Below are 25,247 nucleotides of genomic sequence, written 5' to 3'. Positions count from 1 at the left end.
GACCCCGTACTCGCAAGGAGAACCCCATGCTGTTCATGGTTGAAATGACGGTGCAGATCCCGTCCACGCTGGCCCCCGAAGTGGCCGACGAAATCAAGCGCAAGGAAAAGGAATATTCGCAGCAGTTGCAGCAGGGCGGCCAATGGCGCCACCTGTGGCGCGTCGTCGGGGAATACGCCAACGTGAGCATCTTCGACGTCGCCAGCAACGATGAGCTGCACGCCATCCTGAGCGGCCTGCCGCTCTTTCCCTACATGCAGATCAAGGTGACGCCGCTGGCCAACCACCCGTCGTCCATCGTGCAGGAATAGGCCTTTTTCGCCACCCGCCGGGCAGGCGCCGCACCTGCCGGGCTTTCATCCCATAAGAGATCCGAGGAAACAACATGACCGCATCCCGATTCACCTCCCGCCGCACGCTCCTGGCCGCCGCTTTGGCTCTGGCGGCCACGGGCTTCGCGCCGGCCGCCTTCGCGCAGGCGTTCCCCAACAAGCCCATCACCATCATCGTGCCCTTCGCGGCCGGCGGCACCACCGACATCCTGGCGCGCGTGATCGGCCAGGGCCTGTCCGCGGAGCTGGGCCAGTCGGTGGTGGTGGACAACCGCGCCGGCGCGGGCGGCAACATCGGCGGCCAGATGGCCGCGCGTGCGCCGGCCGACGGCTACACGCTCTTCATGGGCACGGTGGGCACGCACGCCATCAACGCCGCGCTCTACAAGAAGATGCCATTCGATCCGGTGAAGGACTTCGCGCCACTCACGCGCGTGGCCAACGTGCCCAACCTGCTGGTGGCCAACCCCAACCAGCCCTACAAGACGGTGCAGGAGCTGATCGCCTATGCCAAGGCCAACCCCGGCAAGGTGAACTTCGGCTCGTCCGGCAGCGGCAGCTCCATCCACCTGTCGGGCGAGCTGTTCAAGAGCCTGGCCAAGGTGGACATGCAGCACGTGCCCTACAAGGGCAGCGCCCCGGCCGTGACCGACCTGCTGGGCAACCAGATCGGCATCATGTTCGACAACATGCCCTCGGCCATCCAGCACGTGCGCTCGGGCAAGCTGCGTCCCATCGCCGTGACCACGGCCAAGCGCTCGCCCGAGCTGCCCGACGTGCCCACCATCGCCGAAGCCGGCGTGCCGGGCTACGAGGCCACGTCGTGGTTCGGCATGTTCGCGCCCGCCGGCACGCCCGCGCCCATCGTGGCGCAATTGAACAAGGCGCTGGTCAAGGTGCTGTCGCAGGCCGACGTGAAGAAGAAGCTGGCCGACCAGGGCGCCGAGCCGGTGAGCGAGACGCCCGAGCAGTTTGCCGCCTTCATCCAGGCCGAAAGCGCCAAGTGGGGCAAGGTGGTGAAGGAGTCCGGCGCCAGTGTGGATTGATTTGCTACATTTTTAATAGCTATATGCCCTGGTGGAATATGCGCTGGCGGCATTTTTCATGCCGATGCCGGTCGCGTGAATCGCAGGCGCCGGCGCAAACTCAGCAGAACGCCTTGCGCTGCACCTTGAGCGCATCGCGGTCGATGCTGGCGTGCAGCAGTTCCATGTCGCTCGCGTCCACGCCATGGCCGGCGAAGTGCTGCGGCCACCGGTCCACCGTGCGTGCCACGGCCTGGATGAGCTCGATGGCCCGGGCGCGTGGAATGCCGAACTCGCTCAGGTCCGTCAGCGCGTTCTCCAACGTGGATTCGGCGCCGTGCCGGCCGACCACCATGGCCTGGTAGCCCATGTTCTGCAGGGTGGGCACCACGTCGAACGCGGGCGACAGCTCGTAGTACCCGTCCCAGCCCAGCCGCAGGCAGTGGTTGCGTTCGTGGTCGTCCGTGTTGTCCATGAGGATGTTGAACACCATGCGCTGGAACAGCTCTTCACGCTGGGCTTTCTGACGGTCGGGGTGGGCCTGGCGCCGCAGCACGGTGGCCAGCGCCCCGTAGCTTTCCGCAAGGCCCGCTGCCGCCAGCGCCGTCCGGGCCGAGAGGCAATGCAGCCGCAGGGTCTGCCCGCCGATGTCGAGCCGGTCGAAGCGCTCGATGGTCAGCGCATGGCGCCGCTTGCCGTGCGCGTGCCGCGATGGCAGGGGCAGCACGCCAGTGGTGGCCACGTGGATGCCGGCCTGCGCTGCCAGCGTCATCGTGGCGTGTTCGATCAGCGGCGTGTCCACCGCGTCATCCAGTTCGCTGAACTTGACCACGCAGGGGCCTTGGTCGGTCTGCAGCAGCGCCTTGGGCCGTGCGCCGCCCAGCGTGACGCCGGGCTGCACCAGGCGCTGGATGTCCGGCGTGATGGGCGCTTGTGTCTGCACGTCTTCCACGGCCTGCGCCAGCGAGGCCAGATCGCTCAATCGCGGATAGGGCCCGATGCGCCGGGGCACATAGCGCTCGGCGGAGGTGGAGATGCCCAATGCGCCGAATCGGTCGTCCCCGGCGAACAGCAGCATCTCCAGGATCGACAGGCGCGCGGGCCGGTCGATGTGGCGGATGATGCGCTCGCCCCACCGGTCGGGCCGCGCGTCGTCGATGGCGCCGGGGGCGGTGTCCTTGTGCCCCGCGCTGAAAGTCTGGCCCGCGATGAGGGGCAGGTCTTCGCTGAGCGCGAACTCCCACCAGTCCGCGGCATAGGTGAAGGTGGCGCAGTTGGGCACCAGCTGCGACAGGGCCACGGAGCCCGTCAGCACGGGGGCGGCCGGGTTGACCAGGGCCCAGACGTAGAGGGTGTCCTGCGGTTCGTAAGCGCGGGGCGTCACCCCTTGCAGCGTCATGGCCGCTCTTTCTTGATGCCGGAGATCAACGCGGCGAGGCCTTTAGCGGCACTGGGAAGAACTCGTTCAGCCCGCCGTTGTTTCTCTTCAGCGTAATCCCGTAGGTCTTTTTCGATCTCTGCCTTCCAGTCCAGCACAGAAACGCCGAGCAGGGCTTCTTTTGCCACGCCTTGGCCGGATACGGAAGGCAGGTTCGCCACCTGGGTGGGTGAACCTGAAGCCCCACTGTCAGGCGCAGCGCCTGCCTTCAAGGAGGGGGCTGCGCGCCTTGCACGGCCCTGGGCGGCTGTTTCCATGTTCCCTTCTTCTTTCTTGGCAAGAGACCGGGGTTTGGAACGGGTTCTTGCCACTTCGCGCTCCAGCGAGGCGAGATCGTTCTGCGGGGCAATCAGATCGGCCAGCCCCTGCGCCTGATTGATGAGCCACAGGCACATGACATACGACGCCATCGCCACGGAGGGATCGCCCCGCTCGATGCGGGCCATGGTCGGCTGCGACACACCCAGCCGCTGCGCCCACTGCGCCTGCGTTTCCTTGCGGCGCTTGCGGGCAATGACGATGTTCTGCGCCAGCTGCTCAATCTGCTGCAGGACAGCCTGGGGGTACTCCGCAGGCGGGGTGTTCTGTTTTGGCATTCATAGATGTTATTGAAAATGCAAAAAAATAGAAACCTATGAATTTATGGCTTCCTCTGGCATGAGGGAAAGACACATCAAAAACTCACATAGATAGGCAATGAATGGAAAAAATAGGATATCTATGAATAATTGAAGCGCAGCAGGCCCGTGCCGATGCCAGCCCATGTCTGCTGCGTGAACAGGCGGTTCGCGGCGCGCTGGCTGGGCATGGCGTGCGGCTGCGGGCGTCGGCCGCTCCGATGGCGGGCGGCGGGCAATCACGCCCTGCCGCCGGTCGTCAGAAGAAGTACGTCAAGCCCACGCTGAAGCTGCGCGGCAGGGCGGGCGACACCACGTTGGCGTTGATCGCGCCGTCGTAGTAGGCCTTGTCGAACACGTTCTTCACGCCCGCGGTGATGCGGTAGTTGGAGCCGGCATAGCCGATCGACAGGTCCGCCACGGTGTAGGCGGGCAGGGTGAAGGGGTACGAGCCGACCTGCTCGCTCACGTAGCGGGCGCCGGCGCCCAGCGTGATCTGCGGCATCTGGGGCAGCTTGTAGGTGGCCCACAGGGCCAGCGTGTGGCGCGGCGTGAGGTTCAGCGGCAGGCCCACGATGGCGGCGTTGTTGTCGCGCGTGACCTTCGTGTCGGTGTAGGTGTAGGCGCCCGTCACTTTGAGGCTGCGCAGCAGTTCGGCGCCCACTTCCAGCTCCAGCCCGCGCGCGCGCTGCTCGCCGGTCTGCACGCTGAAGCCGGTGTTGGCCGGGTCGGCGGTGGTGACGTTGCGGCGCTTGAGGTCGAAGAGCGCCAGCGCCCCGGTGAGCCCGCCGCTGGGCGCCTCGTACTTCAGGCCCGCTTCCCATTGCTTGCCGGTCTCCGGCGCGAAGGGCGAGCCGCCGAAACTGGTCCCCGACACGGGCAGGAACGATTCGCCGTAGCTGGCGTAGGCGGCCCAGCCGGGCGTGAACTCGTACACCAGCCCGGCCGACAGGGTGGTGGCGGAGTCCTTCTGGCGCGTCTGCCGGTTGGCCAGGCGGTCGTCGATCTGGTTGTCCGACCAGTCGCGGCGCAGGCCGACCAGGGCCGTCCATTGCGGGTTGAACTTGATCTGGTCCTGCGCGTACAGGCCCATCACGCTAAGCTTTTCAGGCGCGTTGCTGGTGTAGGCGGCCGGGCAGGTGGTGGCCGCGCCGTACACCGGGTTGAACAGGTCGAGCGCGCCGATGGTGCAGCGCCGCTGGCCTTGCCAGCTGTGGCTGGTGCGTGCGTCCAGCCCGGTCACCAGGCGGTGCTGCACGCCCAGGGCGGCAAACTGCGACAGCAGCGAGGTGTCGGTGGCCAGCATGTCGTCATCCAGGTACTGGCGCGTGGCCTGCCGGTTCTGCAGGCGCTGATTGGACTGCAGCGCCAGGTTGGAGACGAAGTTGCCGTTGCCCTTCTCCGATTCGTAGCGCACGTTCTGGCGCAGCGTCATTTGCGGCGAGAAGCGGTGCTCCAGCGCGTAGCCGACCGAAGTGCTTTCGATGTCGTAGCCGCCGAAGCTCGGATCGCCCGTGTACAGCGTGGTGCGCACGGGGCCGTTGCGGTTGGGCAGCACCGTGCCGTAGGGCGTGATGCCCTGCTGGCGCATCCAGGCGCTCTGGCTGTAGGTGGCGAACAGCACCAGATCGGTCTGCGCGCCCAGGTCCAGCGACAGCGAAGGGGCGATCCAGCGGTCGCGCCGGTAGATGAAGTCGGTCGGGTCGTCGCTGTTCGACACCTGGGCGTTGATGCGGAACGCCGCCTTGCCCGACTCGTTCAGCGGGCGGTTGATGTCGGCCTGCAAGGTGCGCTGGCCGAAGCTGCCCACCTCCACGCCCACTTCGCTTAAGGCATCGCGCTTGGGCCGCTTGCTGATGGCGTTGACGATGCCGCCGGGCTGCACCTGGCCGTACAGCACCGAGGCCGCGCCCTTGAGCACCTCGAAGCGCTCGTAGCCGTAGGGCGTCAGGCGCGTCCACATGCCGGGGCTTTGCACCAGGCCGTCGATGAGGATGGATTCGGTGGAGCGAAAGCCCCGGATGTTGATGTCGTCGAAGCCACGCCGCCCGAAGTTGACCGGGCTCACGCCGGCCACGGTCTGCAGCGCCTGCTGCAGGTTCGCGATCTGGCGCGACTCCATCTGCTCGCGCGTCACCACGCTCACCGACTGCGGCGTCTCCAGCCGGCGCATGGGCGCCTTGCCGGCCGTCTGGGCTTCCACCGGGGCGAAGCCCACGTCCTTTTCCGTGCTGGCGTTGATGCGCACTTCCTGCAGTTGCGGCGTCGCGTCCGCGCTGGCCTGGGCCATGGCGGCCTGCGACAGGCACAGCGCCAGCGGCGTGAGTGCGCAGCGGCACAGGGTGCGTGCGGGGGAGCGGGCCAGTGAAGGGCGCAGGAAAGGGCGAAGGAAAGCAGTGGCGTGGGCAGGCGAGCGCGCCGCGTCGGAACGGGTGTGGACCATGGAAATGCAGGAAAGGAAAAGGCGAGGAGGAGGAAGAGGCCGCCGGCCGGCCGGAAGGCAGCCGGACTCAGCGATGGAAAGATGGATCCATTTGATTAAGAATAATTATCATTCAAATTGGTGCGGAAACGGTCGATTCGGAAAGAGGCGCCGGCTTTCGGCAGGCTTTCAGCCGTCTTCGGCGTGCATGCAACGGACGCGCCCGCACCTGCTGGCAGGGGCGGGCCGCCCCGCGCGGTCTTGCGGCCGCCTCAGCCGCCTTGGGCCTGCAACAGCAGTGCCAGCGTGGAAAGCGCTGCCAGCAGCGGTCCGCGGTCGGCCGACCGCAGGTGGCCGCCCAGGCTTTCGAGCAGCGCGGCGCCGCGGTCCAGGCCGCCTTGCCGCAGTTGCCGGGCCTGAGACTGCGCGCGCGCATCCAGCCCGCCTGGCTGGTGGCGCAGGCCCTGGCGCAGCCACTGGGCCAGCGATTGCAGGGTTTCTTCGAGCAGGGCCTGCAAGGGGGTGGGCGCATCGGCGCAGGTGCGCAGCGCCAGCGGCTGGGCGGCTGGCGGCTCGATCTGCGGCACCACGGCGCGCTGGTGGGTGAGCAGGGCCAGCGGCTGCATCACCGCCTCGCCGCCGCGCAGCGCCACCGGCCCGGCCACCGCGCGCAGCGGCCCCCATTCGCCCGCCAGCGCGCGGGCCAGCGCGTCCACGGCGCCCGGCGCGGCCGCACGGTGCGGCAGCGCAAGGTGCAGGAGAGGCCCGGCGTCCTCCTGCTGCGCGTCCACGATGCGCGCATGCAGCACCTGCGCGGCCGCATCCCACTCGCAGTCCTGCACCTGCATGCCGCCTTCCAGCGCCACCACATGCAGCGCGCCCGAGGCCCCGCTGGCCGCGCCTGTGGCGGCCTGGCGCGGCTGCACGAAATCGGGAAGCGCGGCGCGCAGGCGCTCGCGCAGCGCTTGCACACTGGCTTGGCGCAAGGGCGGGGCCAGCTCGTCCCAGGCCGCGGGCGAGAGCGGCATCACGCCGGTCTGGCGCGCCCCGGCGGTGATGTCGATGAGGCCGTTGGCGCGGCGCGTGGCGGTCTTGGTGATGACCTGCCCCGTCGCGATCTGTCGCAGCGGAAAGCCCGCCACGCGCCGTCCGGCGAGGGCCTGCGCGGGGCCGCTGGCGCCTTCGCCGCGCGGCCACTGGCGTTCCAGCACCGTCACGGTCTGCGTGTCCGGATCGGCGAAGAGCACGTTGGCGCCTTCGGCCGCTGCGTCGGACCAGAGCGCGGCGCCCAGCGAGACGAGCTTGATGTGGTCCAGCGCGACTTCGCCCTTCACGCCCGCGCCCAGGATCTGGCTGGCATGCAGCGCGGGGCGTGCGGCCCCCGTCCTGTCCGCGGCCGCGGCCTCGGCGTGGGCCGCGGCGCGCGGGCGCGCCCACAGCTCGGCCGCCACGGCCAGCAGGCGCAGCGGGTCGTGCCTGCTGCTGCGGGCCTGCTGCGATTGCAGCAGCAGCCACAGCTCCGCGATGCCGTCGTCCACCCAGCGCCAGCCCAGGGCCTGCGCCTGCGCCCGCAAGGCCTCGAAGCGCGCGGCCAGGGCCATCGCGGGCTGGGCCGATCCGTCGAGCCACAGCGACAGCAGCACCGCATCGAGCGCCTCGCGCAGGCGCAGCGCCTCGGGGGACTGCAGGTGCGCGGGTGCCGCCGCGGCGCCGCTGCCGCCATCGGCGCCGGCGCCGTGCTGGGCAGGGGCCGCGCGCGGCGGCACTTCCACCATGGCTTCTTCGCTGCCTGCGGGCAGATCGCCTGCGGCGCGGAAAGCCCAGAGCGCCACCACGACATGCGCGCAGCCGCTGCCCTGCTGGCAGTCGCAGCGCGCATGCACGAGCGAGCTGCGCGAAAAGAACCGCACGGTGCACATCGGCAACCGGGCCGTGGGCGGCGAGGCGTTGCTCTGCCACGGCTGCACCGCCACCACGGGGCGCGAGGCCGCCAGCCGCGCGGCCTGCTCCAGCACCGAGGGCGCCACGCTGGCCGACACCGCCGCGTCGTCGAAATGCGCGGGGCTCCAGGCGCCCCCCGATTCCGCGGGCGGCGCTGCGGCCGTGGACGTGTCGATCGCCGGGGCGCTCGCCGTGCCGTACCGTTGTTGGTAGGCCAGCACCAGCATCACGCGGTGGCGGCACATGCCGCTCGCGGCGCAGGTGCATGCGGCATCGCGCAGCGTGCGGCCCGGCGGCAGGCGCGTGCGCGCGCCGTCGTCGAATTCCGCGCGCACGGTGCCGTCGGGTTCGGTCTCCAGCCGCGGCAGCACATTGGCCGCCACGTCCTTTTGCGCGCGCTTGACGAAGCCCGCGTTGGCCAGCGCCGTCAGCGCCTCCGGGGTGAGTTCGAGCAGGTCGGCCCGCAGCGGCGCGTTCATGCCTGCACCTTCTCGGCCAGCCAGCCCGCGAGCTGGCCCGGGGTCATGGCGCCGACCTGCGCGCCTTCCTTCACGAGGCGCGCGGCCATCTCGCGGTCGTAGGCGGGCTCGGCCTGTGCGTCGAGCGCGGCCAGGCCCAGCACCTTCGCGCCCGCGCCGGTCAGCGCCTTCACGCGGCGCACGAGTTCTCCGGGGTCGCCGCCCTCGTAGAAATCGCTCACCAGCACGACGATGGTGCGGGCCGGGTTGGCGACGAGCGACTGCGCATAGGCCACGGCCCGTGCGATGTCGGTGCCGCCGCCCAGCTGCACTTTCATGAGCAGCTCCACCGGGTCGGACACATCGGCCGTGAGGTCCACCACCTGTGTGTCGAAGGCTACCAGCCGCGTGCGCATGCCCGGCAGCTGCCAAAGGCAGGCGGCCATCACCGCGCTGTGGATGACAGAGTCCACCATCGACCCGCTCTGGTCGATGAGCAGCACGATGTCCCACGGCTCGGCATGCCGCCGCGTGCGGCTGATGAAAATGGGCCGCTCCACGTAGAGCTTGCCGCGAGCCGCGTCCCAGCGCCGCAGGTTGGCCTGCAGGGTGCGCCGGAAGTCGAAGTTGCGTGCCACTTTCATGCGCGAGAGGCGGCGCCGGTCGCGGCTGCCGCTGAACGCCTGGCGCACTTCGGTGGCAAGCTTTTCCATGATGCGTCGCACCACCTCGGCGACGAGCCGGCGGGCGGCGGCCAGCACCTGCGGGTTCATGAGGTGCTTGGTGTGCAGCACCGCGCGCAGCAGCGATTCGGACGGCTCGATGCGCTCCAGCACCTCCAGGTTGGTCACCACTTCGTCGATGCCGTAGCGCTCCACCGCATCGCGTTCCAGCCGCTCGATCACTTCTTTGGGAAAGAGCGTGTGGATGGTGTTGATCCAGTCCGGCGTGCTGAGCGCCGAGGGCCCCAGGCCCGCGCTGCGCTCGCCGCGCTCGGCGCGATCGCTGTCGCGGCCGTAGAGCCATTCGAGGGCCGCATCGGCCGCCTGCGCGGCATCGCCGAGCGCGCCGCACGCGGGTTCCGCCGGCTCGCCGAGCAACAGGCGCCAGCGCTGCAGGGGGTCAGGGATGGTCAGCGGTGTCATGAAGGGGCTCCGGTGCCGGCGTCGATGCCCCACGCGGCCAGCCGCGCCGCGGCCGCGGCTTCGCCGGCGCGCGCGCGTGCCAGTGCTTCGGGGGGCAGGGCGCCCGGGGTCGCGGCCGTGAGGGTGCGGCGCGGCAGGTGCTGCGCGCCGTGCAGCGACAGCACCTGCCCGGCGAGTTGGCCCCGCTCGCGCGGCGGCAGCCAGGCGAAGGCGGCCCGCAGCGCCGGCAGGGCCTGCACGAAGTCTTCGTCGTCCAGCGCCCGGATGCGGCGGTCCATGCCGGCGGCGAAGGCGGGTTCGGTGGCGAGCGCCTCGCGCGCCAGCGCCAAAAGGCCGGCGAGGGCGTCGCCCAGCGTGGCGGCGGTCATGGCGGCGAGCAGGTCCATGGCTTCCTCCACGCTGGCCTCGGGTGTGGCGGCATCGTTGCCCTGCGCGCCACCGCCCAGGCGGCCCGACAGCGCCAGCACCGCGCCCAGCGCCGCGCCGCGGCTGACCGGTGCGGCCTGCGGGTCGGCCGCCTTGCGCTGCCAGACCGCGAGGGCGCGCGCGGGTTCCAGTGCGAGCGGACGGGACGCGCCGTCTTCCAGGTCGGCCAGCGTGTCGGCGACGATGCGCTGCAGCGCGCGGTGGCCGCGCAAATGGTCTTCGGTGTCGGCGGTGGCCACCGCGGCGGGGGCTTCGAGTAGCCAGAGCGCGCGGTCGAAGCCGGCCTCCACCGCGACGCGCAGCACGGGTGCACCGGCCATGCCGAGCATCTGGCCGTGGCGCAGCAGCGTGTGCAGCAGCCCCAGCGCGGGGGCCAGCGCCTCGAAACGCGGCTCCTGCGCGATGGCGTCGCCGATGTCCCGCAGCAGCCCGTCGCTCAGGTCCGCAAGGCCGGCCCAGGCCGCGCTGTTCAGGCCTTCGGCCAGCGGCGCGATGCGCCCGCGGGCCTGGCGCAGGCGGTCTTCCAGGCGCGCCCGCGCGGCGTCTTCCAGCGTGGCGCCCCAGGCGCCCGCCTCGATGAGCGCGGCCTGCTGCTCCAGCGGTTCGCTGAGGCTCCAGGCCTCGCCGCGTTCGCCCGACAGCGCCATCGCCGGGCCGCGCGTGCGCACCACGCCCGGCAGCTCTAGCAAGGCCAGCCGGTGCAGCACGCGGCTGCGGGCGCGGTCGCCTTCCTGCAGCAGGTCGAGCGTGACGGTGCCACGCAGCGGCAGGCCCTGCGCGGCCAACTCGGCCCGCACGGCCGCGACCAGCGGCGGCTGCGGCGTGCCCGGTGCGAGGCGGCCCGCCGTGTCGCCGGCCAGCACGTCCATCGCCTGCACCAGCACCGGGGCAGTGCCGGCACGCAGCGGGCCGCGGTAGGTCCAGGGCAGGGGGGCGTCGAGCGCCTCCTTCACCAAGGCGCCCGCCAGGGCGTCGAGCCAGTCCGAGCGCAGCGGCTGGCGGTGCCCCCGCAGCCGCGCCAGCCCCAGCGCGCGCGCATGCACGGCCATCAGGTCGGCGGTGGAGGCACTCAGCTGGCGCTCGCGCAGGCGCTGCACCACGCCGCGCAGCAACTCGCGGGCCGCGCCCTCGGCCCCGTGCTCCCATAGCCACTGGTAGTACTGCGGCGACGGCATGCCCGACGCATAGCCCGCGAAGGCATCGAGCCGCCGGAAGGTGTAGGGCACGATGTAAGAGCCAAATCGTGCCGATGCCTTAGTAGTAATTGGGTGGTTTGCTATATTTTTGATAGTGTCTTCGGGGTCTTCCGCGGGCTGCGGCGTCTCCGGCTCGCCGGTGGGCATCCCGCGCCAGAGCCGCGCGAGCGCGGGGGCGTGGTAGCCGCCGCACACCACCAGCACCGCGCCGCGGTCCTGCGCCATGGCCCAGGCGATCCAGCGCGCCATCATCTGTTCGCGCGCCTGGTTGCCGAGCGAGCCCGCCTCCCCCTCGCCGCGCAGGTGGCCGAAGTACGTGGACAGGCGCAGCGCCAGGCCATCGCTGGCCTCCCGTCCGGCCTGCGCATCCTCCGGCCCTGCGTCTTCGAAGAGGTGGTCCCAGAGCGCGTCGCGGCCCTGCACCGCGAGCTTGTCCGCCAGCGCGCGCTCGTAGGCCTCGGCCCGCGCCTGGTGCTCGGCATCGGCCGCATCGGCATAGCGGTTCTCGAGATGGGCGAATGCGTCGTGCCAGGCGGGCAGGTCGATGAAGCGCACCTGCGCGCCGGCTTCCCGCCCGGCCTGCAGCGCCTGCCATTCGGGCGAGTGATCGGCGAAGGGCGTCCACGATCCGCGGTGCGTATCGCCGCGCGCAAGGTAGCTGTAGATCGCGACCGGCAGGCGGTGCGGCAGGTAGAGCTCGTCCAGCCGGTCGTTGAAATCCGCGGGCCCCTCGATCAGCACGAACGCGGGCCGCAGCGCGCGGATGCGCGCCGCCACCAGCCGCGCACAGGCGGGGCTGTGGTGGCGCACGCCGAGGATGACGGGGTCGGCGTGCGGCGCCGTGGCGGCCTTCACGGCAGCCGGTGGCGCGCTTCGTAGTACGCGCGCCAGTGCCCGCCCGTGCGCTTGGCGGCCTTTTGCTCGAAATAGCGGCGCAGCTTGGCGCGGTCGTCGGCGTTGTCCTTGACGATGGTGCCGGCGATGCAGTCCACCAGGTCGGCGGGCGAGCCCTCGCGCCGCTCCAGGAACCAGGCGCGCACGCCCACCGCGTGGGCCACGTTCACGGCCTCGGCGGTGGACATCACGGCGCTCAGGCGGTCCATGGCCGCATCGGGCGGCGCGCCGCGCTGGCCGTCGGCCGGTGCACCGCGCAGGTCTCGGAAGGTGGACACAAGCAGCTCCAGCACCGGCGCCGGCACGGCGTGCGGGATGCCGCTTTGCGCGAGCAGCCGCGCGCTGGCGTCCTGCACCAGCGACAGCTCCCGGTCGAAGTCGAGGATCGGGAAGACGGTCTCGAAGTCGAAGCGGCGCTTGAGCGCGGCGCTCATCTCGTTCACGCCGCGGTCCCGCGTGTTGGCCGTGGCGATGATGTTGAAGCCCTCGCGTGCGTAGAGCATGGCGTGTTCGCCCGCCAGCTCGGGCACCGCCATCACGCGGTCGGAGAGCATGCCGAGCAGGCAGTCCTGCACCTCCAGCGGCGCGCGCGTGATCTCCTCGAACCGCACGATGCGGCCCTGCTGCATGCCCTGGTAGAGCGGTGCGGGCACCAGAGCGCGCGGGCTGGGGCCTTCGTTGATGAGCAGGGCGTAGTTCCAGCCGTACTTGATCTGGTCCTCGGTGGTCGAGGCGCCGCCCTGGATGGTCAGCGTGGAGACGCCCGAGACGGCCGCGGCGAGCAGCTCCGACAGCAGCGACTTGGCCGTGCCGGGCTCGCCCACGAGCATCAGCCCGCGACCGGTGGCCAGGGTGACCAGCATGCGCTCGATGCTTGCCACGGGCGCGACGATCTTGGGCGCGATGCCCAGCGCCGCATCGCCCAGGATGAAGGCCCGCGCGGCGCGCAGGCCCAGCGACCAGCCGGGCGGGCGCGGGTCGGCGTCCTGTGCGCGCAGGCGCTCCAGCTCCGCGGCATGGAGGATTTCGGAGGGCGGCCGCTGCAGCGGGACACCCGCGGTGGCGGCTTCGCCGGGAGGTGGTGTTTTGCGGGAGATGGCCATGGTGCGGTCGGTCAGGGATGGGAAAGGCGGGGGGCAGCCATGCGATGGCCGGTCAGGCGCGAAGTCCTTCCAGGTCGCGGATCAGCTCGCTGGCGGAGATGGCGTCCAGACGGCCGATGGGCTCGGCATTCTGCAGTTCGCCCCAGGCGGAAGGCTTGCCCACCTGCACCTCGCCCAGTTCCTGCTCGGGGTACTCGTCCACCATGCCCACGATGATGCCGGGGTCCAGGTGCAGCTCGATCACGTGGGCGGCGCCCAGCGGCTTGGTGAAGTACCAGATGCCGCCGCCGTCCTGCGCCTGCCCGCGGCGCCAGCCCTTGTTGACCAGGCCCAGCACGCGGCCCGTGGGCACCTTGGCCTTCGTCCAGCGCGAGAGCTTGATGTCCGCCTTTTCCGCCTCGGTCAGCGTGTAGGTGTCGCGGCCGATCTGCGGGAACGGCTGCAGCAGCTCGTAGTCCGCGAAGATCTGGCCGAAGGCCGCGGCGTCCTCGGGCGACAGTTCCAGCGCATGCGGAACGCCGATGCGCACCTGCGCGCCCTCCGGGATATCGAACGGGTCGTCCTCGGCCGTGGTGGTGCTGCCGTCTTCCGCCACGCGAAAGCAGGCCGCGAGCCGGCCGCCGTAGCTGCCGCCATCCGGCACCTCATACACGCCCCAAACCAGGCGCTGCACGAGGTGGCGCACGAGCGGGTGGCCGGCGAGGAAGGCGCGGAACACCTGCGGCGTCCAGCGCCGGCGCGCGCACATGGCCACCTCCAGGCGCAGCAACTGCTGGCTGGCGATGGTGCGCGCGTCCTTCTTGAGCAGCTTGAAGCGCTCCACGGCCTCGGCCGAGAGGGCGGGGTCGTCGGTCTTCTTCGGCTTGGGCAGGTCCGGCAGGCGCGCGCCGTCGCTGCCGTCCACCGAGACCTCGCGCACATAGGGCTTGAGCGTCTCGTCGAAGCCCACCTTGAACGCCCTCGGACCGAAGTCGAGCCGCAGCGTGCCCTGCGCGTCCAGGCCCAGGTCGGGCGCGAGGCGGTCCTCCAGTTCCTCGGGGCTCAGGCCCCGCGCCTCGGCGATGGCGGCGATCTTCTCGCGCGCCTTGTCCTGCAGGCCCTTGAACTTGATCTTCTGCGCGATGCCGTTGAGCAGCATCAGCGCGACGTCGGTGCCGATCTGCGCGAGCACGTCCAGCCCCGTGACGGCGCGCGCATGGGCCGACTCGCCGGGCCAGGCGCGGATGAAGGGCGTGAGCCGGCGGGCGGTGTCGTCGGTGCCCAGCAGGCCCAGCGCGGTCAGCGCCCAGCCGTCCTTCGAAGGGCCGCCCGCTTCGAGCCAGGCGCCGAATGCATCCCATGCGAAGTCGGCCAGCGAATCGGGCGTGCAGGCCTCGCGCACCAGCGCGATGCCGGCATACACCTCCTCGCTCGTGGGGAAGGTCAGCATCTGGCCGAGCGCGTCGAGCGCTTCGTCGGGCAGCGCCTTGCCGCGGCCCGGGCCATCCTGCAGCACCGGGCGGCGCCAGCCGCGCGGCTGCCAGAACTCGGGCAATCTGGCACGCTTGGTCGGGAAGCGGTCCAGCGGGCTTTCGTCCAGCACGGTGCGCAGCGCCTGCAGGACCGCATCGTCACCGTAGCGGCCGGCCACTTCCATCAGGAGTGCCCCGTGGCCCTGCGCATGCAGCAGCCGCAGGGCGGCGCCCGCGCAGTCGCGCGCTTCGCCCGCCTTGCCCAGGGCTGGCGCGATGAGCGCACAGGCCGCGTGCTCGGGGTACTTCAGCAGCCAGGCGCGGCCGGTGTCGCGCGCGGTCTTGAGCTTGGCGAACGCGCGTGCGGCCGTGGGTGCGATCTCCACGCCACCGTAGTGCATCGCCCAGGCCAGGTTCTCGGCCGGCTTCGCGCGCACCATGGCGGCGAGCGCCGGCAGCGCGGGCAGGCCCAGCTTGGCGATGGCATGGCCCACGCCGTAGCCCTCGGCCTCGCCCGCCACGGCATTCCAGAATGGCACGGCGAGCGCAGGAGGCAGCGTGGCCACGGCCACGCAGTCGAACGAATACCAGTAGTAGCGCTCGCGCTTGCGCTCGGCCAGCATGGCGCGCCATGCCGCGACGAGCGCATCGGCGTCTCCCGCCCGGATGGCGCGGGCGGCGTCCTCGGCCAGGGGGGCGAGCTGCTTTTTCTTGTTCGTGTCGAAGCCCAGCAGATCCACCATCTCCGGCACGTCCTGTGCCGCTTTCGCAAAGCGGCTGAGCTGCCACGAGTTGAGACGCTGCGCCTCTTCGCGTTCGCCGGGTGCCCATTCCTCGACGGGGGCCAGCGGCAGCGGCTCCAGGGATAGCACCGCCGCGGTCTTGCGCGCGGTCTTCGCGAGCCAGGGCGGATCGGCGAGCACGGCCGGCAATTCTTCGCGGGCGGCCACCTCGGACGGACCGGTGAGGAGGGCCAATTGCCGGTCCACGGCGGCCTGCGCAGCGGCATCCAGCCAGGGGCGCAGCAACGGCACGCTCTGCCCGTGCGCACGCAGCAGGCGCGAGAGCATGGGCGTGAGCAGGCCGGCGTCCTTTCCGTCCGCGGCCACCAGCCGCGAGAGGGCCGCGATCGCCGCGAGCGGCCAGCGGTCCGCCGCCAGGGACAGGCGCGCCAGCGCGCCCTTGGAACTGCTGGCGGCCTTGGCCAGCGCATGCACCGCCTCGGGCGTGCCGACGGCGGCCAGCGCTTCGCCGGCGGCCTCCTCGGCGGCCCCGCGTTCCAGCACCACCACTGCGCCGGTGCCGCGTTCGCGCACGGCCGTCGCCACCATGCGCCGGTTGCCCCAGAAGCCCTCGGAGTAGCCCAGCCGCGTCTTCGCGGCCAGCGCGATCGCGGCGGGGTCGGTGGCCGTGAGCATCAGCCAGTGCAGGGTGTCGGGCACCTCCTTCTCGGCGGCGAGCCGGTGCGCCAGCGCGTCGGAAACCGCAGGCCGGTCGGGCAGCAGCAGCGCCATCGCCGGCTGCCGGCTCGGATGCAGGGAGGGCAGGGCGGCCTCGATGCGGTCTGCACAGGCCTCCCACTCGGCCTGTGGCGCGACCGCGAGATGGCGGCGGAAGGCTTCTTCGCCCTGGCCCAACGGCCCGCGCCATCCGTTGCTCATCGCGCGGGTGACGGTGGCGGACAGGTGCGCACGGCGCTTCTTGGTGGTCGAGTCGTAATCGTTGGTCGTCTCCAGGCGCTGCGATGCCATCAGGATGTCGACGGCCCCCGGCAGCCCGTACTGCGCCACGAGGTAGTCCACGATGGCGGCGGCCGGTTCGTTCTCGCCGTAGTAGCCCGAACTGGCCAGGGCCAGCGCGAGCAGTGCCGTGTCGGCCTCTGCATCGGCCTCGGCCTTGTCCCGGCCGAGGCGGTCGATGGTGCGCTGCAGCGGATCGCGCAGGGCCGCATCGGTGCCGGGCAGGTCGATGTGGAAATCGCAGCTGCTGCGCACGCGCTGCCATGCCTGGGGCAGTGCAGCGGCTTTCGCTTCCTGGGGGAAACGGCGCGAGGCGTAGGCCTCGCGCTCCATCTGGGACGGCAGGCGCACGGGGTCGCCCTGAGCCAGCCAGGGCGGCACAGCGCCGGGCTCGCCGTCACCGGCCGGTGCACCGGTGGGCGCTGCGGCCGGCGGCGTGGCCGCGGCCCCAGCCGCCGCTTCGGCGAGCAGGGCCTGGGCGAGGGCCGGCGCGCGCTTGCCGACCTGCGCGGTCGTGCCCCAGCCCGTCAGCAGGCCTTCGGATTTCAGGCGCTCGAACGCCATCGAGGCACCCTGGTCGCTCACGCCGTGCTGGCGCTTGAGCACCGCGGCCGAGAACACGTCTTCCACCTTCACCGCACCCTCGGCCAATTGCGTGCAGAAGGCTGCGAAGACACGATCGCACTGCGCATCCAGGCTTTCCGCCGGGGCGGGCGCCGGTGCAGAAACGCTGGCGGCGGAGCGCTCGGCACCATCCGCGGCCGCCTGCCTGGAAGCGGCCTGGGGCGCGGGCGCCTTGGCGGGCGCGGGCGAGGCGCCGATGGCGGCGCCCGGTGCCACGCCGACTTCGCTGTAGCCCTTGTTCGTTTTCTCGGTGACCAGCTTGGTCAGCGCCGCCGAGGCCTTCGCGGCGTCGGCGAACGATTTGGTCTGGCTCTGGCCGGCCGTGCCGATGCGGCCCCACCGGATGTTGAGGTCGGAGCCGGAGGGCTCGATCTCCCAGAATTTGCTGGAGTTTCCTTCGATCAGTTCGAAACGGCGCATGGGGTCGGGTGTCCTTTCGCAAACGGGTCTTGGGGGATGGCCGGCGGCCGCGGCCCGGGCCGCGGAGCCGGTCGAAAAAAGTCAGGCGCTGCCCGGCGGCAGGCCGGTGCGCTGCGCGGGCGGGGCATGGCCTGCGGCGTCCGCAGGGGTGCCTGCGTCCGCCGCGGCGGATGCGGCTTCCTGCCGCTCCTTGGCCATCTGCTCCACCAGTTGCTGGCGGCCTTGCCGCGCCACGGCGATGAACTTCTCCTGGTTCTTGTGGTGCGGGTACATGCGGTTGGCCAGGTCGATGTTGTGTTGGCGGAACCGGTCCGCCACGCGCTGGGCCTCTTGTGCCGGCAGGCCCATGAGTTCCAGCACCGTGCGGGCGGTCTTCAGGCTGGACTCGAACAGCTCGCGCTCGACGTGCTCCACGCCCAGATCGCGCAGCGCGTTCCAATGGCTCATGTTGCGGGCGCGGGCCACGATTTTCAGTTGCGGAAAGTGAGCGCGCGCCAACGCGGCGATCTTGACGGACTGGCCCGTGTCGTCCACCGCGATGACCAGGATGCGGGCCTGCGCGGCCCCTGCGATGCGCAGCAGCTCCAGCCGCGTGGCGTCGCCGTAGAACACGCGGTAGCCGAAGGTGTGGGCCACCTCCAGCATCTCCACGCTGTGGTCCAGCACGGTGGTCGGAACGGCTTGCAGCAGCATGGTGCGCGCGACGATCTGCCCGTAGCGCCCGAAGCCCGCGATGATGACCGGCGCCTCCTGCGGCTCGGAGATCTCGGCCGCGGCCGGCACATCGGTCTTGAGCCGCGCATAGCGGCGCAGCAGCACGCGGTCCAGCAGCACCAGCAACAGCGGCGACAGCAGCATCGACAGCGCCACGGCGCCGATCAGCAGCGACGCGGTTTCCGCCGGCAGCGCGCCCGCCGTCGATGCCGCCTGGAACACGACGAACGCGAACTCGCCGCCCTGCGCCAGCAGCAGCGTCATCACGGGCCGCTCCTGGTACGGCGTGCCGGTCGCCCGCGCCAGCGCGTAGATCACCACGCCCTTGATGACCAGAAAACCGAGCAGCACCAGGGCCATCAACCCGGGCGAGCGCATCAGCACGCCGAAGTCGATGGACATGCCCACGGCCATGAAAAAGAGCCCCAGCAGCAGGCCCTTGAAGGGCTCGATATCGGCCTCCAGCTCGCGCCGGTATTCGCTGTCGGCCAGCAGCACGCCCGCAAGGAAGGCCCCAAGCGCCATCGACAGGCCCACCAGCACCATCAGCCAGGCGATGCCCACCACCAGCAGCAGCGAGGCGGCGGTGAAGATCTCCGGCGTCCTGCTCTTGGCGATCCAGCGCAGCACCGGGCGCAACAGCAGCCGCCCGCCCAGCACGATGCCGCCCACCACGCCCACGATCTTGGCCGCCTCCAGCAGCAGGTCGGGCGTGGCGTGGGGCGCCGCGTCGGCTGCGGCGGCCGCGCCCAGCAGCGGCAGCAGCGCCAGGATGGGAATGGCCGCCACGTCCTGGAACAGCAGGATCGAGAACGCCTTCTGCCCGCTGTCGGTGCGCATCAGGTTGCGCTCGTTCAGCGACTGCAGCGCGATGGCCGTGGACGACAGCGCCAGTCCCAGCGCACCCACCAGCCCCACGCGCCACGGCAGGCCGCAGGCCCACGCCGCCAGCCACAGCAGCGCCGCGCACCCCAGCACCTGCGCGCTGCCCAGCCCGAAGATCGGGCGCCGCAGGCTCCACAGCCGGCTGGGCTGCAGCTCCAGACCGACGAGGAACAGCATCAGCACCACGCCGAACTCGGCGAAATGCAGGATGTCCTGCACGTTGCTCACCAGGCCCAGGCCCCAGGGGCCGATGGCGATGCCGGCGGCCAGGTAGCCGATGATCGCCCCCAGCCCCAGCGCCCGCGCGATGGGCACGGCGAGCACGGCCGCGCCCAGGTAGAGGAAACCGTAGGTGAGCCAGGTGGGTGCGTGGGCCATGGAGAAAGAAAGGGATGGAGGGGGAGAGGTGGCGGAGGGATCACAGCAATTTTGCATCGGTAAGATCGGCGGCTTCCGATCCTTTCATCTTCTTTCCTTTCTTTTCCGGCGGACCCATGGACCTGCACACCTGGCTGGCATTTTTGGCGGCGGCTTGCCTCATCGCGATCTCGCCGGGCTCCGGCGCCGTGCTGTCCATGAGCCACGGCCTCACCTACGGCGTGCGAAAGACGGGCGCCACCATCCTCGGGCTGCAGCTGGGGCTGCTGCTGATCCTGGTGATCGCCGGGGCGGGCGTGGGCTCGCTGCTGCTGGCCTCGGAGACGGCGTTCAGCGCGGTCAAGATCCTGGGCGCGTGCTACCTCATCTACATCGGTCTCGCCCAATGGCGCTCGGGCGATGCGTCATCCCTGCCGGGCGGGGAGGCCGCGCCGGCCGGGCCGTGGCAAAAGCGCTGCCTCACGGGCTTTCTGACCAACGCCACCAACCCCAAGGGCATCATCTTCATGGTCGCCGTGCTGCCCCAGTTCATGACCGACACGCGCCCGCTGTGGACGCAGCTGCTCGCCATGGCGGCCACCATGGTGGCGGTGGACATGGCCGTCATGCACGGCTATGCCGCCGGTGCCAGTGCGCTGCGCCGCCTTCTGCGCAACGCCCGCGCGGTGCGTGCGCAGAACCGCGTGTTCGGCGGCCTGCTGATGGCCGTGGGCACGGGGCTCTTCTTCGTCAAGCGCGGTGCCCAGCACGGCTGAATCTGGTTGCTATTAAAAATATAGCAATATGCCCTAGTGGAATATGCGCTGGAGGGGTTTTTGACTCATACTCCCCAGTCCGGCTCCAGACGGCGCTACCATCGCCCCCGCCAACCCAACTTTTGACACCGAGGAGGCGTGCATGCCAGTGATCGCAGTGGCCAATCCCAAAGGCGGCGTGGGCAAATCCACGCTCGCCACCAACATCGCCGGCTATTTCGCCAGCCAGGGCCACGCCGTGGTGCTGGGCGACGCCGACCCGCAGCAGTCGTCCCGGCTGTGGCGCGGGCTGCGGTCCCCGGCCGTGCGGCCCATCGGCGACTGGCCCGTGCAGCCCGACGCCATCGGCCGCCCGCCCAAGGAGGCCACCCACGCGGTGCTGGACACGCCCGCGGGCCTGCACGGCGCGCAGCTCAAGGAGGTGCTCAAGCTGGCCGACAAGGTGATCGTGCCGCTGCAGGCGAGCGTGTTCGACATCTTCGCCATCCGCGGCTTCCTGGACGAGCTGGCCGAAAGCCGCCATGCGGCGAACGTGCAGATCGGCATCGTCGGCATGCGGGTCGATGCCCGCACCATCGCGGCCGACAAGCTGGGCGAGTTCGTCGAAAGCCTGGGCTTGCCGGTGCTGGGCCGGCTGCGCGACACGCAGAACTACATCCACCTGGCGGCGCAGGGCCTGTCGGTCTTCGACGTGTCGCCCGGCCGCGTGGCGCGCGACCTGGAGCAGTGGCAAGGCATCTGCGGCTGGCTCGACCAGTAGGCCGGCGCGCGCGGCTGTCGCGCGCCCGACAACGCACCTGGCCGGCCCCGGCCTAAAGTGCGCGCATGAAAACCTTCCAGACGTATTCCGAAGTGGCCGCCTGCGTGGGCAGCGAGGTGGCGGTGACCGACTGGATCACCATCACCCAGGCGCAGATCGACCAGTTCGCCGAGGCCACGGGCGACCACCAGTGGATCCATGTCGATCCCGAGCGCGCGGCCCAGGGGCCGTTCGGCGCGCCCATCGCCCACGGGTTTCTCACGCTGTCGCTGATTCCGCGGTTCTTCGAATCGGCGTTCGCCATCGCCGGCGCGCGGATGGGCGTGAACTACGGGCTCAACCGCGTGCGTTTCACCTCGCCCGTGCCCGTGGGCAGCCGCCTGCGCGCGCGGCTCACGCTGCAGGCCTGCGAGCCCGCTGCGCCGGACGGCATCCAGATGACCTGGCTGGTCACCATCGAGCGCGAAGGCGCCGACAAGCCCGCGTGCGTGGCCGAATCCCTGGCGCGCAACTACGGCGCGGCGCCCTGACAGCGCTCCAATGAAAAAGGCCCGCAGGGCGAGCCTGCGGGCCTTTTTTTCGGAGGAGGGGCCGGGCCGGTCGCAACCGGCCAGGCCGCCGTGCGATCAGATCAGTGGTCGCCGCTGACCGTGTTGCGAGACTTCGCTGCCGCCACGGTTTGCGCCTGCACTTCCTTGCGGGTGACGGCCGTGGCGTTGCCCGATACAGCCAGAGGCGCGGGCACGTCGTACCAGTCGCCAGCGCGGGGCAGGGTGCCGTTTTCGCGGGCAGCCACCAGATCGGCCACGACGGCTTCACGGGTCAGCGCGCTGGAGGCGGCGACAGGGGCGGGATAGTCGGAGCCGTCGCCTTCCACGCCGGCGTGGGCGGCGAAGGCGCTCAGGGCGATGGCGGCAGCGGTGGCGAGAGTGCGGTAGTTGTTCATGATGGTGTCCTTCATTGGTTGGTGTTTCCGGGCAAGGCTGGTCTTGTTGCGGGCCGGTCTTGTCCTGCCTCGGTGGGTCCGCCTTCAGGCTTCCTCATCGATGGGTTGAACTGTACGCAGGGTTAACCCTTTGAAAAACAGCACTCTCGGCAATGAATAATTAACGAAATTGAAATAATCGCGGCCCTTGAAACGCCGTCATTCCTGCAATGGATAGATTGCTGACGATGCGCGTGTTCCAGTCCGTGGTGGACGAAGGCGGGTTCGCGGCAGCGGCGCGCGCGATGGACCTGTCGGCTGCGGCGGTCACCCGGCTGGTTGCCGACCTGGAGAGCCACATCGGCACCCGGCTGCTGCAGCGGACCACGCGCCGGGTCTCGCTCACCGATGCCGGCGAGGCCTACCTGGCCCGCGTGCGCACCATCCTGGCCGACGTGGAGGAGGCCTTTGCCGCCGCCCAGGCCCACACCTCGGAGATCGCCGGCGTGCTGCGGCTGCACGCGCCGCCGGTGCTCGCGGTCCACATCCTCGCGCCGCTGGTGGAGGGCTTCCACCGGGCGCATCCCCGGGTGGTGCTGGACATCCATGTGGATTCCTCGCTGGAGCCGCCCATCGGCGATTTCGACATCACGCTGCTGAGCGACGACGCGGTCTTCGGCGCCAACGTGATCACCCGGCCCATCGTGCGGTCCGACAGCGTGGTGTGCGCCTCGCCCGCCTACCTGCGGGACCACGGCATGCTGCAGGTGCCGCAGGACCTGGCCCGGCACCAATGCCTGCTGCGCCGGCGCAGCGACACCAAACCGGGGGTGATGCGCCTGTTCGATCCCCTGCTGGGCCACCGGGCCATCGACATCGAGGTGCAGCCGGTCTGCGTAACCAACCACATCGGGACCTTGCTGCGTGCGGCGCTGGATGGCGCGGGGCTGACCTCGCTGCCGGTCGATCTGGCCGCACCCTACCTGCGTAGCGGGCAACTGGTGCGGGTGCTGGCGCCCTGGACGGCGGGGCGCTTCACGCTGTACGCGGCCTTTCCGAGCCGCAAGTTCATGCCGGCACGCACGCGGGCCTTCCTGGATTTTCTGAGTGCGCGCACGCGCAAGTCCGTGGAAGAGGCGCTGCAGGCCCCTGGCAGCCTGGAGCCGGACACGGGCCCGCCCGCGCCGCAGGACTGAAGCTCAACACATCAGAGGAAGCTGTTTTGCCGCCAGGCCTCGTACACCGTGACCGCCACGGCGTTCGACAGGTTCAGGCTGCGCTGCCCCGGCACCATGGGCAGCCGCAGCTGCTGGGCGGGGGGGAACGATTCGCGCAATTCGGGCGGCAGCCCGCGCGTCTCGGCGCCGAACACCAGCCAGTCGCCGGCGCGGAAGCTGGTTTCGTACACCGTGAGCGTGGCATGCGTGGTCATGGCGAACATGCGCGTGGCGTCCGGCTCGGCATCGCGCAGGAAGGCGGTCCATCCCGCATGGCGCTGCACCTCGGCGTACTCGTGGTAGTCGAGGCCCGCGCGCTTCATGAGGCGGTCTTCCATGGAAAAACCCAAGGGTTCGATCAGGTGCAGTCGGCACGCGGTGTTGGCGGCCAGCCGGATCACGTTGCCCGTGTTGGGCGGGATCTCGGGTTCGACAAGAACGATATGAAACATGGCGTCTATTGTCGGCATCTGCGCCGGACCTAGTGGGAAAGCTCGTAAAGAAAAGTATCAACCGGCATCATCCCGCAACCCGGCCAGGGAGGTCAGGGGCTGTCGGTCCGTGCCACCACGATGGCGGTGATGTGCGCGGCGCCCGCGTCCCGCAGCACGCGCGCCGCGGCATGCAGCGTGGCGCCCGTGGTCATCACGTCATCCACCAGAACGACCCGGCGGCCAGCGATGCGCGCAGCCCGTGCGGGCTCCAGCGCGAACGCGCCGCGCAGGTTGCGCAGCCGGTCCTTGCGCGGCAGGCTGCTCTGCGCCTCGGTCGCGCGGGTGCGCAGCAGGCTGGCGGCATCCGCCTTCGCCGGCGACAGGGCGCGCGCCAGCAGCGCGGACTGGTTGAAGCCGCGCTCTTTCATCCGCTCGCGCGACAGGGGAATGGGCAGCAGGCAGTCGGCCGCTTCCACGGCCGGCTCCACCCAGGGCGTGCTGCGAAGCAGGGTGGCCAGCGACGGCGCCCAGCCGGGATCGGCCCGGAACTTGAAATCGCCCAGCGCCTGCGCCCACGGGTAGCCGTAGTCCACGGCGGCAAGGCACGCATCCAGCGGCGGCGGGTCGGTGAGGCACTGCCCGCAGCGCGCCACGCCCGCCGGCACGGGCAGGGCGCAGGTCGTGCACCGCAGTTGCGGCTGCGCGAAGCGGGTGGCGCAGGCATCGCAGATGCGCCGCGCGGGCCAGGCATGGCAGACGGCGCACTGGCTGGGCACGGCATGCAGGGCCGCGCCCAGCCAGTGCGATATCCCTGCAAGGTGCCTGTGGAGCATCGACTCAATATACTCGCCGCGACCCCCGTTCCCCACGATGCCAGAGCACCTTCCCCCCACCATCGACCCGCCCGCCGCGGCCCGCTGGCACGCCGCCGCGCCCGCTGTCTCCCCCTGGCTGCACGAGGAGGTCGCCCGGCGCATGGACGACCGGCTCCAGTGGATTCGCCAGGCCCCCGCCGCCTGGTGCGACTGGGACCCGGTGCGTGGCGGCCTGCAGGGCCATGCCCTGGTGCGCCAGCGCTACCCCCAGGCCACCTGCCAGGTGGCGGAAACCGCGGCGCGCCGCCAGCCCGTGGCCGAGCAGGCGCTGGGTGTGGCGTGGTGGAGCCCTTTGCGCTGGGGCGGGCGTGCCCCGAGGTTCGGCCTGCCGGCGGACGGCAGCGTCAACCTGGTGTGGTCCAACATGGCGCTGCACACGGCCGCCGACCCGCAGGGGCTGATCGGCCGGTGGCACCGGGCACTCGCCGTGGACGGCTACCTCATGTTCTCCTGCCTGGGCCCCGACACCGTGCGCGAGCTGCATGCCGTCTATGCCGAACTGGGCTGGCCGCCCGCCGGCCATGCCATGACGGACATGCACGACTGGGGCGACATGCTGGTGCAGGCCGGGTTTGCCGAACCCGTGATGGACATGGAACGCATCCGGCTGACCTTCGCCACCCCGGCCCGGCTGCTGCAGGAGTTGCGCGAACTGGGCTGCAACCTGCACCCGGCGCGGTTCCCTGCGCTGCGCGGGCGCCGCTGGCGCGAGCGGCTGGAGCAGGCGCTGGCCGACCGCCTGGCCGACCCGAACGAAGGCGGCCAACTGGCGCTGACCTTCGAGATCGTCTATGGCCACGCCTTCAAGCCCGCGCCGCGCCTGCGGGTGAGCGAGAGCAGCGCCGTGTCGCTGCAAGACATGCGCGCCATGCTGAAGGGGGCGAGAAAACCGGGCGCCTGAGGGTGTTTTCCCGGGGGCAGGGCCCCCATGATCCGTCGCAACAGCAGGCTACAATTCTTGGCGGTGCTGTTCCGGAACTTCTGCTGCGCGGTGCGATCCACGCGGCCCTGCCGGGAAGCCGCCCATAAGCGGCATCTCTGCGGTCGGCGCGAAACCTTCCAACCTTCTCATG

Annotated in this window: 19 protein-coding genes; 7 read left to right on the top strand and 12 right to left on the bottom strand. The window is 70.7% G+C overall.

Annotated elements, in window-relative coordinates; genetic code table 11:
* Positions 1–26: 26 nt before the first annotated feature.
* Positions 27–311 carry a muconolactone Delta-isomerase gene (gene catC, locus M5C98_RS19345; protein WP_272549059.1) on the top strand — a complete coding sequence of 95 codons (285 nt, stop codon included), beginning with the start codon at positions 27–29 and terminating at the stop codon, positions 309–311.
* A gap of 74 nt (positions 312–385) precedes the next feature.
* Positions 386–1,378, top strand: coding sequence for a tripartite tricarboxylate transporter substrate binding protein (locus M5C98_RS19340; RefSeq protein ID WP_272549058.1), 993 nt, complete (start codon positions 386–388; stop codon positions 1,376–1,378).
* A 100-nt stretch (positions 1,379–1,478) separates the two neighbouring features.
* Here the strand turns inward: M5C98_RS19340 and M5C98_RS19335 are convergent, their stop codons facing one another.
* From M5C98_RS19335 to kefC, 9 genes are all read right to left on the bottom strand, one after another.
* A complete protein-coding gene (locus tag M5C98_RS19335; RefSeq protein WP_272549057.1) occupies positions 1,479–2,756 on the bottom strand; it encodes a type II toxin-antitoxin system HipA family toxin in 1,278 nt (425 codons plus the stop codon).
* Positions 2,753–3,391, bottom strand: a complete 639-nt coding sequence (locus M5C98_RS19330) for a helix-turn-helix transcriptional regulator (RefSeq protein WP_272549056.1) — start codon at positions 3,389–3,391, stop codon at positions 2,753–2,755. The genes M5C98_RS19335 and M5C98_RS19330 overlap by 4 nt, the downstream gene beginning before the upstream one ends.
* A gap of 280 nt (positions 3,392–3,671) precedes the next feature.
* Positions 3,672–5,855, bottom strand: coding sequence for a TonB-dependent siderophore receptor (locus M5C98_RS19325; RefSeq protein WP_272549055.1), 2,184 nt, complete (start codon positions 5,853–5,855; stop codon positions 3,672–3,674).
* A 251-nt stretch (positions 5,856–6,106) separates the two neighbouring features.
* Entirely contained in the window at positions 6,107–8,254 is a 2,148-nt protein-coding gene (locus tag M5C98_RS19320; RefSeq protein WP_272549054.1) for an SWIM zinc finger family protein, read from the bottom strand.
* Positions 8,251–9,378, bottom strand: coding sequence for a vWA domain-containing protein (locus M5C98_RS19315; RefSeq protein WP_272549053.1), 1,128 nt, complete (start codon positions 9,376–9,378; stop codon positions 8,251–8,253). Before M5C98_RS19315 ends, M5C98_RS19320 begins: the two co-directional genes overlap by 4 nt.
* Entirely contained in the window at positions 9,375–11,855 is a 2,481-nt protein-coding gene (locus M5C98_RS19310; protein ID WP_272549052.1) for a DUF5682 family protein, read from the bottom strand. Before M5C98_RS19310 ends, M5C98_RS19315 begins: the two co-directional genes overlap by 4 nt.
* Positions 11,852–12,997 (bottom strand): ATP-binding protein, encoded by a 1,146-nt coding sequence (locus M5C98_RS19305; protein ID WP_272549051.1) that lies wholly within the window; start codon positions 12,995–12,997, stop codon positions 11,852–11,854. The genes M5C98_RS19310 and M5C98_RS19305 overlap by 4 nt, the downstream gene beginning before the upstream one ends.
* 52 nt (positions 12,998–13,049) lie before the next feature.
* Positions 13,050–17,231: a DUF4132 domain-containing protein gene (locus tag M5C98_RS19300; protein WP_272549050.1), complete on the bottom strand. Its 4,182-nt coding sequence runs from the start codon at positions 17,229–17,231 to the stop codon at positions 13,050–13,052.
* Positions 17,232–17,312: 81 nt separating this feature from the next.
* A complete protein-coding gene (kefC, locus tag M5C98_RS19295; RefSeq protein ID WP_272549049.1) occupies positions 17,313–19,208 on the bottom strand; it encodes a glutathione-regulated potassium-efflux system protein KefC in 1,896 nt (631 codons plus the stop codon).
* Between the two features lie 116 nt (positions 19,209–19,324).
* On the opposite strand from kefC, the gene M5C98_RS19290 reads away from it, so the two are divergent.
* The 3 genes from M5C98_RS19290 (at position 19,325) to M5C98_RS19280 (ending at position 21,253) form a co-directional block, all read left to right on the top strand.
* Complete coding sequence (locus M5C98_RS19290) at positions 19,325–19,963, top strand: LysE family transporter (protein WP_272549048.1); 639 nt, start codon at positions 19,325–19,327, stop codon at positions 19,961–19,963.
* A 142-nt stretch (positions 19,964–20,105) separates the two neighbouring features.
* Complete coding sequence (locus M5C98_RS19285; protein ID WP_272549047.1) at positions 20,106–20,723, top strand: ParA family protein; 618 nt, start codon at positions 20,106–20,108, stop codon at positions 20,721–20,723.
* Between the two features lie 65 nt (positions 20,724–20,788).
* Entirely contained in the window at positions 20,789–21,253 is a 465-nt protein-coding gene (locus M5C98_RS19280) for a MaoC family dehydratase (RefSeq protein WP_272549046.1), read from the top strand.
* A 101-nt stretch (positions 21,254–21,354) separates the two neighbouring features.
* Here the strand turns inward: M5C98_RS19280 and M5C98_RS19275 are convergent, their stop codons facing one another.
* Entirely contained in the window at positions 21,355–21,669 is a 315-nt protein-coding gene (locus M5C98_RS19275; RefSeq protein WP_272549045.1) for a DUF4148 domain-containing protein, read from the bottom strand.
* 209 nt (positions 21,670–21,878) lie between these two features.
* Between M5C98_RS19275 and M5C98_RS19270 the strand changes: the two genes are divergently transcribed.
* The gene (locus tag M5C98_RS19270) at positions 21,879–22,844 is read left to right on the top strand and encodes a LysR family transcriptional regulator (RefSeq protein WP_272549044.1); all 966 of its coding nucleotides are present in this window, start codon (positions 21,879–21,881) and stop codon (positions 22,842–22,844) included.
* An 11-nt stretch (positions 22,845–22,855) separates the two neighbouring features.
* Here the strand turns inward: M5C98_RS19270 and trmL are convergent, their stop codons facing one another.
* On the bottom strand, positions 22,856–23,317 hold the full coding sequence (gene trmL / locus M5C98_RS19265; RefSeq protein ID WP_272549043.1) for a tRNA (uridine(34)/cytosine(34)/5-carboxymethylaminomethyluridine(34)-2'-O)-methyltransferase TrmL: 462 nt from the start codon (positions 23,315–23,317) through the stop codon (positions 22,856–22,858).
* A gap of 92 nt (positions 23,318–23,409) precedes the next feature.
* On the bottom strand, positions 23,410–24,132 hold the full coding sequence (locus tag M5C98_RS19260; protein ID WP_272549042.1) for a ComF family protein: 723 nt from the start codon (positions 24,130–24,132) through the stop codon (positions 23,410–23,412).
* Between the two features lie 37 nt (positions 24,133–24,169).
* Between M5C98_RS19260 and M5C98_RS19255 the strand changes: the two genes are divergently transcribed.
* Positions 24,170–25,075, top strand: coding sequence for a methyltransferase domain-containing protein (locus M5C98_RS19255; protein ID WP_272549041.1), 906 nt, complete (start codon positions 24,170–24,172; stop codon positions 25,073–25,075).
* Positions 25,076–25,247: the final 172 nt, after the last annotated feature.

Source organism: Acidovorax sp. NCPPB 3576, from assembly GCF_028473605.1.
Classification (GTDB): Bacteria; Pseudomonadota; Gammaproteobacteria; order Burkholderiales; family Burkholderiaceae_C; genus Paracidovorax.
The sequence above is the reverse complement of the archived record's forward strand: the minus strand, read 5'-3'. Positions and strand labels throughout refer to the sequence as shown.

Bases quoted from the DNA above. Each gene is read 5' to 3' on its own strand.
- M5C98_RS19280 (WP_272549046.1), top strand. From the start codon at position 20,789: ATGAAAACCTTCCAGACGTATTCCGAAGTGGCCGCCTGCGTGGGCAGC.
- M5C98_RS19320 (WP_272549054.1), bottom strand. From the start codon at position 8,254: ATGAACGCGCCGCTGCGGGCCGACCTGCTCGAACTCACCCCGGAGGCG.
- M5C98_RS19290 (WP_272549048.1), top strand. From the start codon at position 19,325: ATGGACCTGCACACCTGGCTGGCATTTTTGGCGGCGGCTTGCCTCATC.
- M5C98_RS19270 (WP_272549044.1), top strand. From the start codon at position 21,879: ATGGATAGATTGCTGACGATGCGCGTGTTCCAGTCCGTGGTGGACGAA.
- M5C98_RS19335 (WP_272549057.1), bottom strand. From the start codon at position 2,756: ATGACGCTGCAAGGGGTGACGCCCCGCGCTTACGAACCGCAGGACACC.
- kefC (WP_272549049.1), bottom strand. From the start codon at position 19,208: ATGGCCCACGCACCCACCTGGCTCACCTACGGTTTCCTCTACCTGGGC.
- M5C98_RS19275 (WP_272549045.1), bottom strand. From the start codon at position 21,669: ATGAACAACTACCGCACTCTCGCCACCGCTGCCGCCATCGCCCTGAGC.
- catC (WP_272549059.1), top strand. From the start codon at position 27: ATGCTGTTCATGGTTGAAATGACGGTGCAGATCCCGTCCACGCTGGCC.
- M5C98_RS19300 (WP_272549050.1), bottom strand. From the start codon at position 17,231: ATGCGCCGTTTCGAACTGATCGAAGGAAACTCCAGCAAATTCTGGGAG.
- M5C98_RS19340 (WP_272549058.1), top strand. From the start codon at position 386: ATGACCGCATCCCGATTCACCTCCCGCCGCACGCTCCTGGCCGCCGCT.
- M5C98_RS19325 (WP_272549055.1), bottom strand. From the start codon at position 5,855: ATGGTCCACACCCGTTCCGACGCGGCGCGCTCGCCTGCCCACGCCACT.
- M5C98_RS19260 (WP_272549042.1), bottom strand. From the start codon at position 24,132: ATGCTCCACAGGCACCTTGCAGGGATATCGCACTGGCTGGGCGCGGCC.
- M5C98_RS19285 (WP_272549047.1), top strand. From the start codon at position 20,106: ATGCCAGTGATCGCAGTGGCCAATCCCAAAGGCGGCGTGGGCAAATCC.
- M5C98_RS19315 (WP_272549053.1), bottom strand. From the start codon at position 9,378: ATGACACCGCTGACCATCCCTGACCCCCTGCAGCGCTGGCGCCTGTTG.
- M5C98_RS19255 (WP_272549041.1), top strand. From the start codon at position 24,170: ATGCCAGAGCACCTTCCCCCCACCATCGACCCGCCCGCCGCGGCCCGC.
- M5C98_RS19305 (WP_272549051.1), bottom strand. From the start codon at position 12,997: ATGGCCATCTCCCGCAAAACACCACCTCCCGGCGAAGCCGCCACCGCG.
- trmL (WP_272549043.1), bottom strand. From the start codon at position 23,317: ATGTTTCATATCGTTCTTGTCGAACCCGAGATCCCGCCCAACACGGGC.
- M5C98_RS19330 (WP_272549056.1), bottom strand. From the start codon at position 3,391: ATGCCAAAACAGAACACCCCGCCTGCGGAGTACCCCCAGGCTGTCCTG.